At 47.5% G+C, this 14,151-nt stretch carries 11 protein-coding genes; 7 read left to right on the top strand and 4 right to left on the bottom strand.

Annotated elements, in window-relative coordinates:
• Positions 1–158: 158 nt before the first annotated feature.
• The gene (locus tag PQQ36_RS12220) at positions 159–1,418 is read right to left on the bottom strand and encodes an inorganic phosphate transporter (RefSeq protein ID WP_011078702.1); all 1,260 of its coding nucleotides are present in this window, start codon (positions 1,416–1,418) and stop codon (positions 159–161) included.
• A gap of 134 nt (positions 1,419–1,552) precedes the next feature.
• Positions 1,553–2,233, bottom strand: coding sequence for a TIGR00153 family protein (locus PQQ36_RS12215; protein WP_026050476.1), 681 nt, complete (start codon positions 2,231–2,233; stop codon positions 1,553–1,555).
• Between the two features lie 205 nt (positions 2,234–2,438).
• On the opposite strand from PQQ36_RS12215, the gene PQQ36_RS12210 reads away from it, so the two are divergent.
• A complete protein-coding gene (locus PQQ36_RS12210) occupies positions 2,439–3,956 on the top strand; it encodes a CYTH and CHAD domain-containing protein (RefSeq protein ID WP_011078700.1) in 1,518 nt (505 codons plus the stop codon).
• Positions 3,957–3,989: 33 nt separating this feature from the next.
• Here the strand turns inward: PQQ36_RS12210 and PQQ36_RS12205 are convergent, their stop codons facing one another.
• The gene (locus PQQ36_RS12205; protein ID WP_085760728.1) at positions 3,990–4,742 is read right to left on the bottom strand and encodes a potassium channel family protein; all 753 of its coding nucleotides are present in this window, start codon (positions 4,740–4,742) and stop codon (positions 3,990–3,992) included.
• Between the two features lie 116 nt (positions 4,743–4,858).
• On the opposite strand from PQQ36_RS12205, the gene PQQ36_RS12200 reads away from it, so the two are divergent.
• From PQQ36_RS12200 to hldE, 3 genes are all read left to right on the top strand, one after another.
• Positions 4,859–6,115 carry a methyl-accepting chemotaxis protein gene (locus PQQ36_RS12200; RefSeq protein ID WP_011078698.1) on the top strand — a complete coding sequence of 419 codons (1,257 nt, stop codon included), beginning with the start codon at positions 4,859–4,861 and terminating at the stop codon, positions 6,113–6,115.
• Positions 6,116–6,220: 105 nt separating this feature from the next.
• Positions 6,221–9,073, top strand: coding sequence for a bifunctional [glutamate--ammonia ligase]-adenylyl-L-tyrosine phosphorylase/[glutamate--ammonia-ligase] adenylyltransferase (glnE, locus tag PQQ36_RS12195; protein ID WP_273661351.1), 2,853 nt, complete (start codon positions 6,221–6,223; stop codon positions 9,071–9,073).
• Positions 9,074–9,126: 53 nt separating this feature from the next.
• Entirely contained in the window at positions 9,127–10,557 is a 1,431-nt protein-coding gene (gene hldE, locus PQQ36_RS12190; protein WP_045624156.1) for a bifunctional D-glycero-beta-D-manno-heptose-7-phosphate kinase/D-glycero-beta-D-manno-heptose 1-phosphate adenylyltransferase HldE, read from the top strand.
• Positions 10,558–10,669: 112 nt separating this feature from the next.
• Here the strand turns inward: hldE and tolC are convergent, their stop codons facing one another.
• Positions 10,670–11,995 (bottom strand): outer membrane channel protein TolC, encoded by a 1,326-nt coding sequence (gene tolC, locus PQQ36_RS12185; protein ID WP_011149488.1) that lies wholly within the window; start codon positions 11,993–11,995, stop codon positions 10,670–10,672.
• 228 nt (positions 11,996–12,223) lie between these two features.
• Between tolC and nudF the strand changes: the two genes are divergently transcribed.
• The 3 genes from nudF to cpdA are packed head-to-tail and all read left to right on the top strand — an operon-like array spanning position 12,224 to position 14,151.
• Positions 12,224–12,859 (top strand): ADP-ribose diphosphatase, encoded by a 636-nt coding sequence (nudF, locus tag PQQ36_RS12180; protein WP_011078694.1) that lies wholly within the window; start codon positions 12,224–12,226, stop codon positions 12,857–12,859.
• Entirely contained in the window at positions 12,859–13,308 is a 450-nt protein-coding gene (locus tag PQQ36_RS12175; RefSeq protein WP_011078693.1) for a DUF1249 family protein, read from the top strand. Before nudF ends, PQQ36_RS12175 begins: the two co-directional genes overlap by 1 nt.
• Positions 13,309–13,326: 18 nt before the next feature.
• Positions 13,327–14,151 (top strand): 3',5'-cyclic-AMP phosphodiesterase, encoded by an 825-nt coding sequence (gene cpdA, locus PQQ36_RS12170; RefSeq protein WP_011149490.1) that lies wholly within the window; start codon positions 13,327–13,329, stop codon positions 14,149–14,151.

Genomic DNA, 14,151 nt, shown 5'->3' with positions numbered 1-14,151 from the left:
GAGTCGGCGATAAAAATTCGGATTAACGAATAGTAAAAACTTTCCCTGACGCATGCAACAAAGAAGGGAGGCAAAGCCTCCCTTAATGTGCGTTTGAGTCAAATATGACAAGGCGCTTACACAATCGCGGCGCGCCTTACATTCTCATGACGAGAAAATTAACCGAAGATCGCTTGCATTGCGTAGTAGAACACTACGGCAAGCAGTGCACCTGCAGGTAGTGTTACAACCCAAGAAGCAACGATATTACGAACCACGCCTAGGTTGAGTGCTGCGATACCGCGTGCAAAACCAACACCCAATACCGCACCCACAAGTGTTTGTGTGGTCGAAATTGGTAAACCAGTACCAGAAGCCAGTACAACGGTTGAGGCAGTGGCAAGCTGAGCAGCAAAACCACGGCTTGGAGTCAGTTCAGTGATACCTGTACCCACCGTTGCCATTACTTTGTGGCCCATGGTCGCAAGACCCACAACAATACCAAAACCACCAAGAGGAAGAATCCACCAAGCGATAGTGCTTTTCGCGGTTACTTCGCCCATGTGCTCAATGGTTGATACAACGGCAGACAGTGGACCGATCGCGTTTGCTACGTCGTTTGAGCCGTGTGCGAATGCCATTGCACAAGCGGTGATGACCATAAGAACGCTGAAGATGCTTTCTACGCCAGCGAAACCATGATCGTCTTCGCGGTTAGCGAATTTCTTCTGGATGTAGAGGTAGCCGCCTAGCATAACAAGGCCAGAAACACCGGCAGACCAGAACCACGCTTCGGTGCTGCTCAGGTGCAGACCAACGTGTTTTAGCCCTTTCTTGATGGTAACCAGTGCAATCACCATGGTGGTAATAAACATGTACACAGGTACGAAACGCTTGGCGTTCATCAATGGTTTTTCTGTATCGAAAATCAGGCGTTGTGCGCTGACGAAAATGACGTAAGCGAAGAAACCAGAGATAAGTGGTGTAATGATCCAGCTTCCCACGATGCCTTGTACGCTGCTCCAGTCTACCGCTTCAGTGCCGACTGAAACGCAGGCGAAACCGATGATCGCACCGATAATAGAGTGCGTGGTCGATACTGGCCAACCCATGTAAGAAGCCAACAGTAGCCATGTACCTGCTGCTAGGAGCGCAGACATCATACCGAAGACAAGAACATCTGGTTGGTGAGCAAAGAGAGATGTTTCGATAACACCTTTACGGATAGTGTCGGTTACTTCACCGCCTGCAAGATATGCCCCCGCAAATTCGAAGATCATCGCAATGATGATCGCTTGTTTTACGGTAAGTGCTTTTGAGCCTACCGATGTGCCCATCGCATTGGCAACGTCGTTCGCGCCAATACCAATTGCCATCATAAAACCAAAAACAGCTGCAACAATAATCAGGACAGTGCCGTAGTTCGCAAGGATATCCATCGTAATACCTAGTTGATTTATAACAAGCGGAGCAATATCAAACAGACGTTATCCTGCCTTAGCCAGAAAACTGTTATTGGCCAAAACAGGATGGGTCGATAATGCTCTTCGTTATGTTTCGTTGACTTAAAAAATTAAGATCGAGATAGCATCAATTCCAGACGCGCGCCTACACGCTGAGCCTGGTCTGCAATGCCGCCTACCCATTCAAGAATCTTGTACAAGAACATGACATCGATAGGGTTCATCTCTGACTCAATGGTCATCAGTTGCTGACGCAGGCCGATTTGCATCGCATCAGTGTCATCTTCAATGACATCCAATTGATTAATCATTTCTGCAACCAGCGTGACTTCACGCCCTTTGAATCCAGTTTCAAGAAGCTCATCAAGCTCATTGATCACGTTTTGCGCTTGGTTAGCCGCATCAAGACAACGTTGAACATAAGCAATGAAATTTGGTTGGAGTGCTTCAGGAATCATCAGCTTACGACCGTAAACACGGCCTGCAATGTCCTTTGCTAAGTTGGCGAGTTTGTCTTGCTGAGTCAGTAGCTCAAGCATGTCAGTACGATCGACTGGCAGGAACAAACCGCGAGGAAGTTTCAGACGAATTTCACGTTTTAGAACATCCGCTTCTTTCTCTAGATGTGAGATCTGAGCACGGATTTCTGCTGCTTTTTCCCAATCACCCTCTGAACAAACTTCAAAGAAATTGATTAGGTGTCCGCAACATTCGTTGACACAAACTACGTGACGCTGCAAAGGCTTGATAGGGGACTTTGCAAATAACCCCATAATTGTATTCATTGGCATGGTCATTCAACCTAATAAATATAACCTTAAAAGAACATACACCATTTCGTGGTGAAATGTTGAGCGATGGCTATAAAGGCGCGCATGTTAACGCATTAAATCCATCATTAAAACTGTTTTAGATCATCATTAGTGCGATATTTCTTTCTTGCCCCTCGAGAATTTAGGCAATATCCTGTCCCAGTCTGCTTGAGAAGGTATAACTATGGAAACCGAGATAGAACTGAAGTTTTTTGTTTCTCCTGAATTTTCAGAAACTTTGCGCGAGAAAATCGCCGAAACCAAAGTACTTCAGCACAGTTGTCGCGATTTAGGAAACACCTATTTTGATACGCCAGACAACTGGCTTCGCCAACACGATACAGGCTTACGGATACGCCGCTTTGATGATGTTTTCGTGCAAACCGTCAAGACGGCAGGACGCGTTGTTGCAGGCTTACATCAACGCCCTGAATACAACGCAGAACATACCTGCAATACGCCAAATCTTCATTTACATCCTGGTGATATTTGGCCACAAGGTAAAGATGTTGATACCTTGCAATCGGAATTGATGGCGCTGTTCTCTACGAACTTTACCCGCGAACAATGGCTGATTGGTATGCCCGATGGTAGCCAAGTTGAAGTGGCGTTTGACCAAGGAATGGTGAGCGCAGAGGATAAGCAAGATCCCATCTGTGAGGTGGAGTTAGAACTGAAATCAGGTCAAACCGAAGCCTTATTTACCCTTGCTCGCCATTTGTGTGAGTCTGGCGGTATGCGTTTAGGCAATTTAAGTAAAGCGGCGAAAGGTTATCGCTTGGCTTTAGGTTACCAAGGCGACGAAGTGAAACCATTGAGCCTAGTGGATACGGGCAAGATGGACAATGTGGAATATTGTTTGATCAACTCACTCGAGCATGCTCTTTCCCATTGGCACTATCACGAGCAAATTTATGTGGAACGCGAATCGGTGGAAGCGTTACATGAAATCAGCCACGCCATCAGCTTTATTCGCCAAACCTTGACCATTTATGGCGGAGTTGTGCCACGACGCGCCAGTGCGATTCTGCGTCAAGAGCTTAAATGGCTAGAAGAAGAGCTAGCGTGGTTGTCAGAGCACGCACATTTAACGGAACTTCTTGATGACAAAGGCAATGTGCTGCGTAAATTGGATGCGCGTAAGTTCTTAGTGGCGGAGTTAACCCAGCAATTTGAAGAGTTGCCTGATCGAGAAGAGGTGTTGACCTTGCTCACCAGTGCGCGTTATACCGGATTACTGCTCGATTTGAGCCGTTGGATTTTAACGCGTGGTTGGCAGCCATTCCTTGATGACAAAGCAAGAGAAAAGATGGCCAGCGCGATCCGTGACTTTTCAGTTAAGCAACTTGATCGCACTTGGGCTGAGTTGATGGAAGCGTTTCCGGCGGAAAGAAGTATGTCGGCACAAGAGTACATCGATCAACGTTATCGTTTGATGCGCAATCTCTATACTGGTGTGGGCTTTGCCAGTTTGTATGATGCAGAAGAGCGTAATAGCTTCCGTATGCCTTGGGCCGATTTGATCCATGGTATTGATGATCTCTTAATGCTGCGTCATTTACTCCCACTGGTGGAGAAACTCGAAGGCGAAGAGAAAGAGCAACTGGAACGCTGGTTGGTTCGTCAGGAGCGCTCGATGCTGCATGCGATGGATCAAACTCGCGCCATTGGTGTGGAAGCAGAGCCATACTGGCGTCATTAATGGTGAAGCGAGATAAGAATAGGGCGATGCGCCCTATTTTTTTTGCTCCTCTTCGAGCCGTTTCAGCCGCTCTAAAATTTCATGCTGTTGCTCGAGGAGGGTTTCTAGCATCTTCTCCTTGTTGATGGCTCGATTGGTTTGCTGTTTGCTCGGAGTGGTCAGTATCGAGGTGATCAAACCGGAAATCATACCAAATAAGCCAACGCCGCTCATGATGATCACCACCGCCAGCAATTTACCCCCATCTGTTACTGGATAATGATCACCGTAACCTACGGTCGAAATCGTCACAAACGCCCACCAAAGGGCATCCGTTCCGGTTTGAATATTCGACGCCGGATTTTTCCCTTCAATAAACAGCATCATGCCAGAGCCAACGGTCACCAAGACCACAAGTAAAAGTAAAATCGTCGCAATGGTGGTCTCTTTTCGATTTTCTTTGAGCTGATTGAGAATAAAGCGAGAAGAACGCAGTACGAGGATGACGCGCAAGATATGGAACAAGCGGGCAAATCGCAGCGGCTCAATCATGGGTAAACTGGCAAGAATATCGATCCAGTGTGTTTTGAGGTATTGGCGTTTATCTGCGGCGCGGATCAAATCTACGCTGAGCTGAAGAAGAAAAATACTACAGATTATGAAATCGAGACCGATAAGAACTTGTCGGGTCTCTGCATCCAAAGGAAAAAACAGTAAGCCAGAGATCACAAATAGCGCCATAAAAGACAAGATTAGTGATAACAGACTCATCGGTTTGGTGTTCTCTTTGATATCATTACTTTTCATACGGGGCTCGAAATAAATAGCAAGGTGGCGTTTTTAACGCGCAAAGTATTTAAGCAAAGTGCCCAAAGGCAACATCTTCTTGATACGACTATAAAAGAACTGGTGGAGAAACAACAATGGAAAAGCTGGCTTTTAAGCCCTGGGAAAGGGTGATCTCTGACATTCGCCTCGTTCCCAAAATGATTTTGCTGATGGTGTTCAGTACCGTTTTGATTGTTGGCAAACAGCTTTGGGATGCAAGCACCTTCTATCAAGCTTTGTTGGCGGCAACGCAAAATGAGCAACTCGCGCAACAACATTACGATGAATACATGGTTCAAGTGGCTTGGCAAACTGGCTTATTGATTGTTGTGTTTGTGGTTCTTTTGATGGCGGCTGCCAGCGTGATGCTGCGTCAAACTCGCTATTTAAATGATGCGATCAAATTAATGGCGCAAAGAAACCTTTCGGTTCCGTTTGGCATGGCTTGTAAAGATGAATATGGCGATGTGGCGCGTGAGCTGGAGAAAACCCGTCAGCAATTGCATGACATGATCAAAATGCAGATCAACGCCTCTGATGAGCTGGCTGGCTTGACGGAAGTGATGACGCTGAGCATGTCGGAAACTAAAGAGTCGGCACAAGAAGAGTTCAATGAAATTGATCAACTGGCGACCGCGATGAGCGAAATGACCTCGACGGTACAAACTGTGGCCGATCACGCCAACAATGCGTCGAGTTTGACCGAGCAAGCCTCGCAACAGGCGAAAAAGGGCCAGCAATTCTTGCAAGGCACAGTGTCGAAAATGAGTCAATTGTCGTCAGACATTGCTTCTTCAGCTCAAGCCGTGAACCAAGTGGAAGAGCGAGTCGGTGCCATTGGTAGTGTGGTTGGCACCATTCAAGGCATTTCAGAACAAACCAACTTGTTGGCACTGAACGCCGCGATTGAAGCTGCTCGTGCTGGTGAAGCGGGTCGTGGCTTTGCCGTTGTTGCCGACGAAGTTCGCAACCTAGCTCAGCGCACTCAAACGGCAACGGTAGAAATTCAAGACATGATCACTCAGCTGCAAACCAGTGCCAGCAGTGCCGTTGACCTCATGGAGAAGAGTGTGGTGCAAGCGGCGGAAGGCGTTGAGTTGGTGTCCAATGCCGGGACGGAATTGGATGGCATTGTTGGTCAGGTAACCAGCATCAATGACATGAACTTACAAATCGCGACGGCAGCTGGCCAGCAGAGCAGTGTTGCCGCGGAAATGGACCAAAATCTTTCCAATGTGCGTGAGCTAGTGGAAGCATCGGTTGTGGTGGTCAGTGAGCTGCTGGAAACCTCGGAAATGATGCAAGGCAACGCGGAAGAGTTAGATAAGAAAATCAAATCTTTCAAAGTCTAAGCTTTTAGTCACAATGAAACGCCCACATTACTCATGTGGGCGTTTTTTATTGCAGTAAGTCTGATATAAATAAGAACAACCGCTCAACAAGAACAAGGAAGAAAAATGTCGCTGCCATCCCCTTTGCTCCCCGTCGCTGAACTGGCAATGCAAAATGCCCAGCAGTCTGGTTATCTTGAACACTGGCCGCAAGCGCTCATCACACAGTTTCAGTTTATTTCAGGACTGAGCAAGTTTGTGGTGGAAACGGTTCAGCGTGATGCTCAATTGGCCGAGAGTCTTCCAGAGATGTTGGCGCAAGAAAGCCGACAAGAAGCTTATCGAACTCGTTTGGCTGAGCAGTTACAAGCGTGTCACGATGAAGTGGCGGGCCACCGAGTATTGCGTCAATTTCGTAACCGAGAAATGGTCTACATCGCTTGGAAAGATTTTACTCAGGCTTGGAGTCTTGAGGCATCCTTAAGTCATCTTTCGGAGTTGGCCGAGGCGATGATCTTTGAAACATACCAGTGGCAATATCAGTTGTGCTGCCAAGAGTGGGGGACCCCGACCAATGCGCAAGGCGAAGCGCAACCGATGCTGATCATTGGGATGGGGAAACTGGGAGGCGGCGAACTTAACTTTTCCTCCGACATCGATTTGATTTTTACTTACCCTGAAAATGGCGAAACACAAGGTGCACGTCGTAGCATCGCCAACGCACAGTTTTTCACTCGTTTGGGGCAACGTCTCATTAAAGCGCTGGATCAGCAGACCTTCGATGGTTTCTGTTATCGAGTCGACATGCGCTTACGCCCGTTTGGCGAAAGTGGCCCATTAGTGATGAGTTATGCGGCTTTGGAAGATTACTACCAAGAGCAGGGGCGAGATTGGGAACGCTACGCGATGATCAAAGCGCGGGTGATGGGGCGAGAAATGTACCCTGAATACCAAGAGCTGCGCCAAATGCTCAGACCGTTTGTTTTCCGTCGCTATATCGACTTCAGTGCCATTCAATCGCTGCGTCGGATGAAATCAATGATCAGCAGTGAAGTACGTCGTCGCGGCTTAAGCAACAACATCAAACTGGGAGCGGGGGGCATTCGTGAAATTGAGTTTATCGCCCAAGTGTTCCAACTGATTCGTGGTGGGCGTGAACCTGCTTTGCGCCAGCGAGGCCTATTGGTGACACTAGAGGCAATTAAGCAACTGCAATTGCTGGAAGAGGCGCAAGTGTGTCATCTGGTTGAGGCTTACAAGTATTTACGACGCTTAGAAAACTTATTGCAAGCGATGGCAGACAAACAGACGCAAACCTTACCTGATAACGAATTAGAACAGCTCGCTTTAGCGGTGGCGATGGGCTATTCGCAGTGGCAAGCGTTGCAAAATGATGTGCAGCAACACATGGCAAAAGTGCATGCTGTGTTTGTTACCCTGATCGGTGATGAAGAAGATGAAGTGAGCCCGGTGGAACGTCATTTTAATGAGTTGTGGGATATGGCCCATAACCCAGAGGTGATTGAGCAGATTCTACAAAATGACTTGGCTTGCCAAAATGCCGCCACGATGTCAGAGCAAATCATTCAATTCAAGGCGGATTTGGCCAAGAAAACCTTAGGGCCTCGCGGGCGAGAAGTGCTCAATCGACTGATGCCAAAACTTTTTTCAGCCATCTTTGCCGATGCCGATGCGCAATTTGGCTTACCACGCGTTTTGCATTTGCTGCACAACATCGCCACTCGTACCACTTACCTTGAGCTGCTCGATGAGCACCCTGCGGCATTAACGCAGTTGGTGCGTCTGTGTACGGCCAGCCCGATGATTTCTGAGCAGCTCGCACGTTACCCTATTTTGTTGGATGAATTGATCGACCCACAGCAGTTGTACAACCCGATTGCACTTGATGCCTATCGCACCGAACTGCGTGATTTTCTGGCGCGAATCCCAGAGGACGACGTTGAACAGCAGATGGACGCGCTGCGTCAGTTCAAACAGATTTGTAGCTTACGCATTGCCGCGGCAGACATTGCGGGTGTCTTGCCCGTCATGAAAGTGAGTGATCACTTAACCTACTTGGCAGAAGCGATTGTTGAAGCGGTGGTACATCAAGCTTGGCAACAGGTCGCGGAGAAATATGGCGAACCAACGCATCTTAAAGATCGTGAGGGTAAAGGCTTTGCGGTCGTCGGCTACGGCAAAGTGGGTGGTTGGGAGTTAGGCTACAATTCGGATCTCGATGTTGTTTTCCTGCATGATTGCCCGGTGAACGTTTATACCGATGGTAAGAAAGAGATCGATGGGCGTCAGTTTTATCTGCGCTTAGCGCAGCGCATTATCCATATTTTCTCAACGCGAACGGCGTCGGGCATTTTGTATGAAGTCGATACGCGCTTACGCCCTTCCGGCGCTTCTGGCTTGTTGGTTTGCCCTGTCGATGCCTTTGAAGAATATCAGCATAATGATGCCTGGACGTGGGAGCACCAAGCATTAGTGCGCGCTCGTATGATTTATGGCGATGAACACCTTGCCAGTGAGTTTCACCGAGTGCGCCACCAAGTGCTGGCCAAACCGCGTGAGCAAGCCAAGCTGCAAAAAGAGGTCGCCGATATGCGTGCGAAAATGCGTGATCATCTGGGCGGGAAAAAATCCGATCGCTTTATGTTGAAGCAAGATCAGGGTGGGATCACCGATATCGAGTTTTTGGCTCAATACATGGTGTTGAACTACAGTGCTGAAAAGCCTAAGTTGACACGTTGGTGCGATAACGTGCGCATCTTTGAAACCTTGATTGCTCAAGGGGTGATGGAAGAAGCGCAGGCGATGCTACTCACTCAAGCTTACACGACGATGCGCGATGAGATTCACCGACGCAATTTGCTTAACTTAGATGCCGATGTCGCTCTCGATAAGTTTGTTGCGTTGCGCCAAGGAGTCAGCAAAGCTTGGCAAGAGTGGCTTGAATCCTCAACTATTTAGACCCGATAAAGGCTGTGTTACACTCAGCACAGCAAAAAAATTGGAGACCGAGAATGAAACCAATCCTACCTGATTACAACAATGCAGGTGTACTGATCATTGGCGATGTGATGCTAGACCGTTACTGGTATGGCCCAACAAGTCGTATTTCACCAGAAGCCCCTGTACCTGTTGTAAAAGTAGAGAACAATGAAGAGCGCCCAGGCGGAGCGGCAAACGTCGCAATGAACATTGCCTCGCTTGGTGGTCATGCGCGCATTGTGGGTTTAACCGGGATGGATGAGCCAGCGAAAGTGCTGACCGAAACCCTGAATTCGTTAAAAGTAAAATGCGATTTTGTTGCGCTTCCTGAATACCCAACCATCACCAAACTGCGTGTGATGAGCCGTGGTCAGCAATTGATTCGCTTAGATTTTGAAGACAAGTTTGAAGGCACCGATCCTGATCTGGTCCTAACACGCATGGAGCGCGCTCTGCCTCACGTGCAGGCGGTGATTCTGTCTGATTATGCAAAAGGGGCGTTAGAGCACGTTGAAGCTTTGATCGCGAAAGCCCGTGCGGCCAATGTTCCCGTGTTTATCGATCCGAAAGGCACCAACTTTGAACCTTATCGTGGCGCTACTCTGCTAACGCCAAACATGTCTGAGTTTGAGGCGGTGGTCGGCAAAGTGACATCCGACGATGACTTGGTGGAAAAAGCATTAGGCTTGATTGAAAAGTTTGAACTTGGAGCGCTGCTGGTGACGCGCAGTGAGCATGGCATGACATTGGTTCGTCCAGATCAGAAGCCATTCCACTTGCCAACCCAAGCCAAAGAAGTGTACGACGTGACAGGTGCAGGCGATACGGTGATTTCTGTCTTAGCGGCCTCAGTTGCAGCAGGTAAACCGCTTGATGAAGCATGTGCATTGGCTAATGCGGCGGCGGGTGTCGTAGTCGGTAAGCTAGGTACTTCAACGTTATCGACCATCGAATTAGCAGAAGCCATTCATGGCAGCCGTGATACCGATTTCGGTGTGATTGCCGAAGCGGCACTGATTGATGCGGTGAAAGCGGCGCAAGCTAAAGGCGAGAAAGTGGTCATGACTAATGGCTGCTTCGACATCCTTCATGCAGGCCATGTTTCTTACCTAAATAACGCAGCAAAATTGGGTGACCGCCTGATTGTTGCCGTGAATACCGATGAGTCGGTGAAACGCCTGAAAGGTCCTGGCCGTCCTGTGAATCCAACCGATCGTCGTATGGCCGTGCTCGCCGGGCTCGGTGCTGTTGATTGGGTGGTGCCGTTTAGTGAAGACACGCCACAACGTTTGATTTCAGAAGTGCTACCGGATCTGTTGGTTAAAGGCGGCGATTACAAGCCAGAAGATATCGCTGGTGGCAAAGAAGTGATTGCTGCGGGCGGTGAAGTTAAAGTACTGAACTTTGAAGATGGCTGTTCAACCACAGAGATCATTGATGCAATCAAAGGCGGACGCGGCTAACCACATCGCTTTTCAATGAGCGGTACACATCATCAATATGAGACAAAAAAGGGTGACATTGCTGTCACCCTTTTCTTTATGCGTGTGTCTCTTTATGCGTTTGTGGCTTCGATTACTTTTTCGCAATCAAACCAGCATCAACATCCAGTACATCTTGCTCGCTCAGTGTACCCACCGCCTGACGAAGTTGCAGTACACTCAAGATGTAGTTGTAGCGTGCATTCGATAGGTTTTTGTTGGCATCGTAAAGGCGACGAGTGGCATCAAGTACATCCACAATAGTACGAGTACCAACATCAAAGCCCGCTTCGGTTGCTTCTAATGCTGAACGCGCAGAAACAACAGATTGCTCATACGCACGAAGTGCACCGATTGAGGCATTGATGTTGTTGTTTTGCGCTCGCACTTCTTTCACGACACCGCGATAAGTGGCTTCAAGATCTTGGCTCGCAGAGACGTAATTAAACTCAGCTTGTTTGGTTTGCGACGTTGTATTACCACCGGTATAGAGTGGAACAACGAGATTTACACCCACATTGAAATTATTGGTTGTACCATCACTTTGTGCACTGTTACTAACGTCTGCGTAGTTGTAGCCACCGTCTAGAGTCAGAGATGGAAGGTGGCCAGAGCTCGCTAGAGAAATATTGTCTTTGGCGATGTCTTTTGTGATACGCGCTGACAGTAAGCTTAAGTTTTTCTCTTGCGCTTCTTCGATCAAGGTTTCAGCTGAAGCATTTGAGCGGCTTGCTGAGAAACGCTTGGTATCTAACACGTTCAGGTTTTTATGCTCTTGACCTGTGATTTCACGCAACGCTTCATAACTGTTGGTTAGGCTGTTTTCGGCCAGAACTTCGTCAGCTAATACGCCATCGTATTGCGCTTGGGCGTCATGCACGTCTGTAATGGCCGAGAGACCCACTTCAAAACGTTGTTTGGTTTGCTCTAGCTGACGAGCAACCGCCGCTTTTTCTGCACGGACAAATTCTAAGTTGTCTTGCGCTTTTAGCACCTCAAAGTACGCTTGCGCGGTTCTTAAGATCAAACCCTGTTGCGTCGCTGCGTATGCTGCATCTGCTTGACGAGCGCTTTTCTCTGCGTTGTCTAGCGTGATCCAAGACGAACGCTGATACAGTTCCTGAGAGAAATTAATCCCAGCAGTTAATGCATTTTGGTCGTTGTCGATCGTCGCCCCAGCATCAAGATCCGTATCACCGCGTTTTAGGTTATAACCTGCGGTTAAATTAATTTGCGGTAATAAGGTACTACGGCTAGAAGTGACCGCTTCAAATGCGGCGTCACGTTTAGCTTGTACGCTCAATAACTGTGGATCGTTTTGCTTTGCCAGATCATAGATTTCTGCCAAGGAATCAGCCCACACTGAAGAACTCAGGCTACCTAGCGCTGCACCAATAAGTAGTGGAAGCAGTTTTTTCATTTTCCATTCTCGCCATGTATAGTTTGATTAATTCTCAAGAGTTTAACTCAAGTTGCTGGATATTTGCCCTAAATTCTGCACTTTTTATTTTTAACTGTCCAGTTGTGCAATAAATGAATTGTTTAAACCTAAAAATTTTTAGAACAATTATATAAAAAGTTGAGCAATGTCCTTTGAGTCATGTTTAAACAGTGAGTAAACTACAAGATTCACTCAGTGAGGTGCGAAATGCAACAGGATGACAAACAACACGCTGTTTTTACTCCAGAAGATGTAGAGGTTCTCTCAAAAGAGCCACTCTTTCAGGGATTCTTCAAGATGATCAAGTACCGCTTCCGTCATAAGTTATTTGCCGGTGGGTGGAGCAATGTGATCGAACGCGAAATGTTTGAACGTGGTCATGCTGCTGCAATGCTTCCTTACGATCCTATTCGTGATCAAGTGGTGTTAATTGAACAAATTCGTGTCGGAGCACTGGAGCATCAGCATCCTTGGCAGTTGGAAATTGTCGCAGGCATGATCGATCGTGATGAATCGGCGGATGATGTCGTGCGTCGAGAGGCGCAAGAAGAAGCTGGCCTAGAAGTCGGACAACTTGTTTCGGTGGTTTCGTATTATCCTTCAGCGGGTGGGTGTTCAGAAAAGCTGGATGTTTTTATCGGTGAAGTGGATGCCTCTAAAGCGCATGGCATTCATGGTTTAGACTATGAAGATGAAGATATCCGTGTGCATGTGATGACACGTGAGCAAGCCTACGATTTGGTCAAACAAGGCAAAATCGAGAATGGTGCCTCAATTATCGCCTTACAATGGTTAGAGTTAAATCACTTGCAGTTAAAGTCACAGTGGTTGGAGATTGAGTGATGGGTTTAGCAGCAGCAAAACAACCTTATTATGTTGATTTGGCAGGGTTAATGAGAACCTATGAAACCAATTATGCCAAATTAAATGCTTTGCTGCCGTTCAACGCTGAAGTGGGTGATGTTCGCTGTTATCAAGTTGTAAACATGATCTACCAAATGACAGTGAAAGAGGTCACAAAATACACCACCATAGTGGAGATATGTCAGAGTGATGACATACCGTTATTTCCTTTACCTACGATGTCTGTCAGGCTTTATCACGATGCCAGAGTCGCGGAAGTGCTCTCGAGTGGTGAGCATGTTCGATTCAAAGCGAAATACGACTACCCAAATGAAAAGTTGATGCAGAAAGATGAAAAGCATCAATTGAATGCGTTTCTTGGCGAGTGGCTGACGTTTTGTTTAAAAAGCGGTATTAGCCGAACCCCAATAACATTTAAAGAAGAATAACAGAGTCAGGTTTTCATTTTGCAACATACATCCAGTGATACGCTCAGCGAGAACAGTATTAAGCTGTTACAGATTACGGATACTCATCTCTTTGCATCGGATGAGGGCAGTTTGCTGAGTGTTAAAACACTCCAAAGTTTTCAGGCCGTTGTCGAGCAAGTGATGGCGCGCCATGTTGAGTTTGACTATCTATTAGCAACCGGTGACATTTCTCAAGACCATAGTGCGGCCTCCTACCAGCGTTTTGCTGACGGAATTGCGCCACTAGAGAAAGCCTGTTTTTGGTTGCCAGGTAACCACGACTATAAACCCAATATGTCGAGTGTTTTACCTTCCCCCCAAATTACTACGCCGGAGCAGGTGGAGCTCAATGCTCATTGGCAACTGATTTTGCTGGATTCCCAAGTCGTGGGTGTGCCACATGGTCGCCTCAGTGATCAACAGTTGTCGATGCTGGAGCATCATTTGCAAGCGTCGCCAGAGAAAAACACCTTAATTTTACTTCACCACCATCCACTGCTGGTCGGCAGTGCTTGGTTAGATCAGCATACCTTGAAAGATGCAGAGGCGTTTTGGCAAATTGTTGAACGTTTTCCTATGGTGAAAGGCATTGTGTGTGGTCATGTTCATCAGGATATGAATGTGATGCATAAAGGCATCCGTGTGATGGCAACCCCATCGACATGTGTTCAGTTCAAACCGCAATCTGACGATTTTGCGCTCGACACGGTTTCACCCGGATGGCGCGAATTAACACTGCATGCCAATGGTGAGATCACCACTCAAGTGCAACGCCTAGCTTCAGGCAGTTTTTTACCTGACTTTACCTCAAGTGGTTACTAA

The organism is Vibrio sp. CCUG 15886 (genome assembly GCF_028570825.1).
Taxonomy (GTDB): Bacteria; Pseudomonadota; Gammaproteobacteria; order Enterobacterales; family Vibrionaceae; genus Vibrio; species Vibrio vulnificus_B.
Note: the sequence above shows the minus strand (reverse complement) of the source record. Positions and strands in the feature narration are given on the sequence as shown.

What these genes read in the sequence shown, in the direction of transcription:
- PQQ36_RS12200 (WP_011078698.1), top strand. Translation starts at nt 4,859, where the DNA reads ATGGAAAAGCTGGCTTTTAAGCCCTGGGAAAGGGTGATCTCTGACATT.
- PQQ36_RS12210 (WP_011078700.1), top strand. Translation starts at nt 2,439, where the DNA reads ATGGAAACCGAGATAGAACTGAAGTTTTTTGTTTCTCCTGAATTTTCA.
- PQQ36_RS12205 (WP_085760728.1), bottom strand. Translation starts at nt 4,742, where the DNA reads ATGAAAAGTAATGATATCAAAGAGAACACCAAACCGATGAGTCTGTTA.
- glnE (WP_273661351.1), top strand. Translation starts at nt 6,221, where the DNA reads ATGTCGCTGCCATCCCCTTTGCTCCCCGTCGCTGAACTGGCAATGCAA.
- PQQ36_RS12215 (WP_026050476.1), bottom strand. Translation starts at nt 2,233, where the DNA reads ATGCCAATGAATACAATTATGGGGTTATTTGCAAAGTCCCCTATCAAG.
- nudF (WP_011078694.1), top strand. Translation starts at nt 12,224, where the DNA reads ATGCAACAGGATGACAAACAACACGCTGTTTTTACTCCAGAAGATGTA.
- tolC (WP_011149488.1), bottom strand. Translation starts at nt 11,995, where the DNA reads ATGAAAAAACTGCTTCCACTACTTATTGGTGCAGCGCTAGGTAGCCTG.
- PQQ36_RS12220 (WP_011078702.1), bottom strand. Translation starts at nt 1,418, where the DNA reads ATGGATATCCTTGCGAACTACGGCACTGTCCTGATTATTGTTGCAGCT.
- hldE (WP_045624156.1), top strand. Translation starts at nt 9,127, where the DNA reads ATGAAACCAATCCTACCTGATTACAACAATGCAGGTGTACTGATCATT.
- PQQ36_RS12175 (WP_011078693.1), top strand. Translation starts at nt 12,859, where the DNA reads ATGGGTTTAGCAGCAGCAAAACAACCTTATTATGTTGATTTGGCAGGG.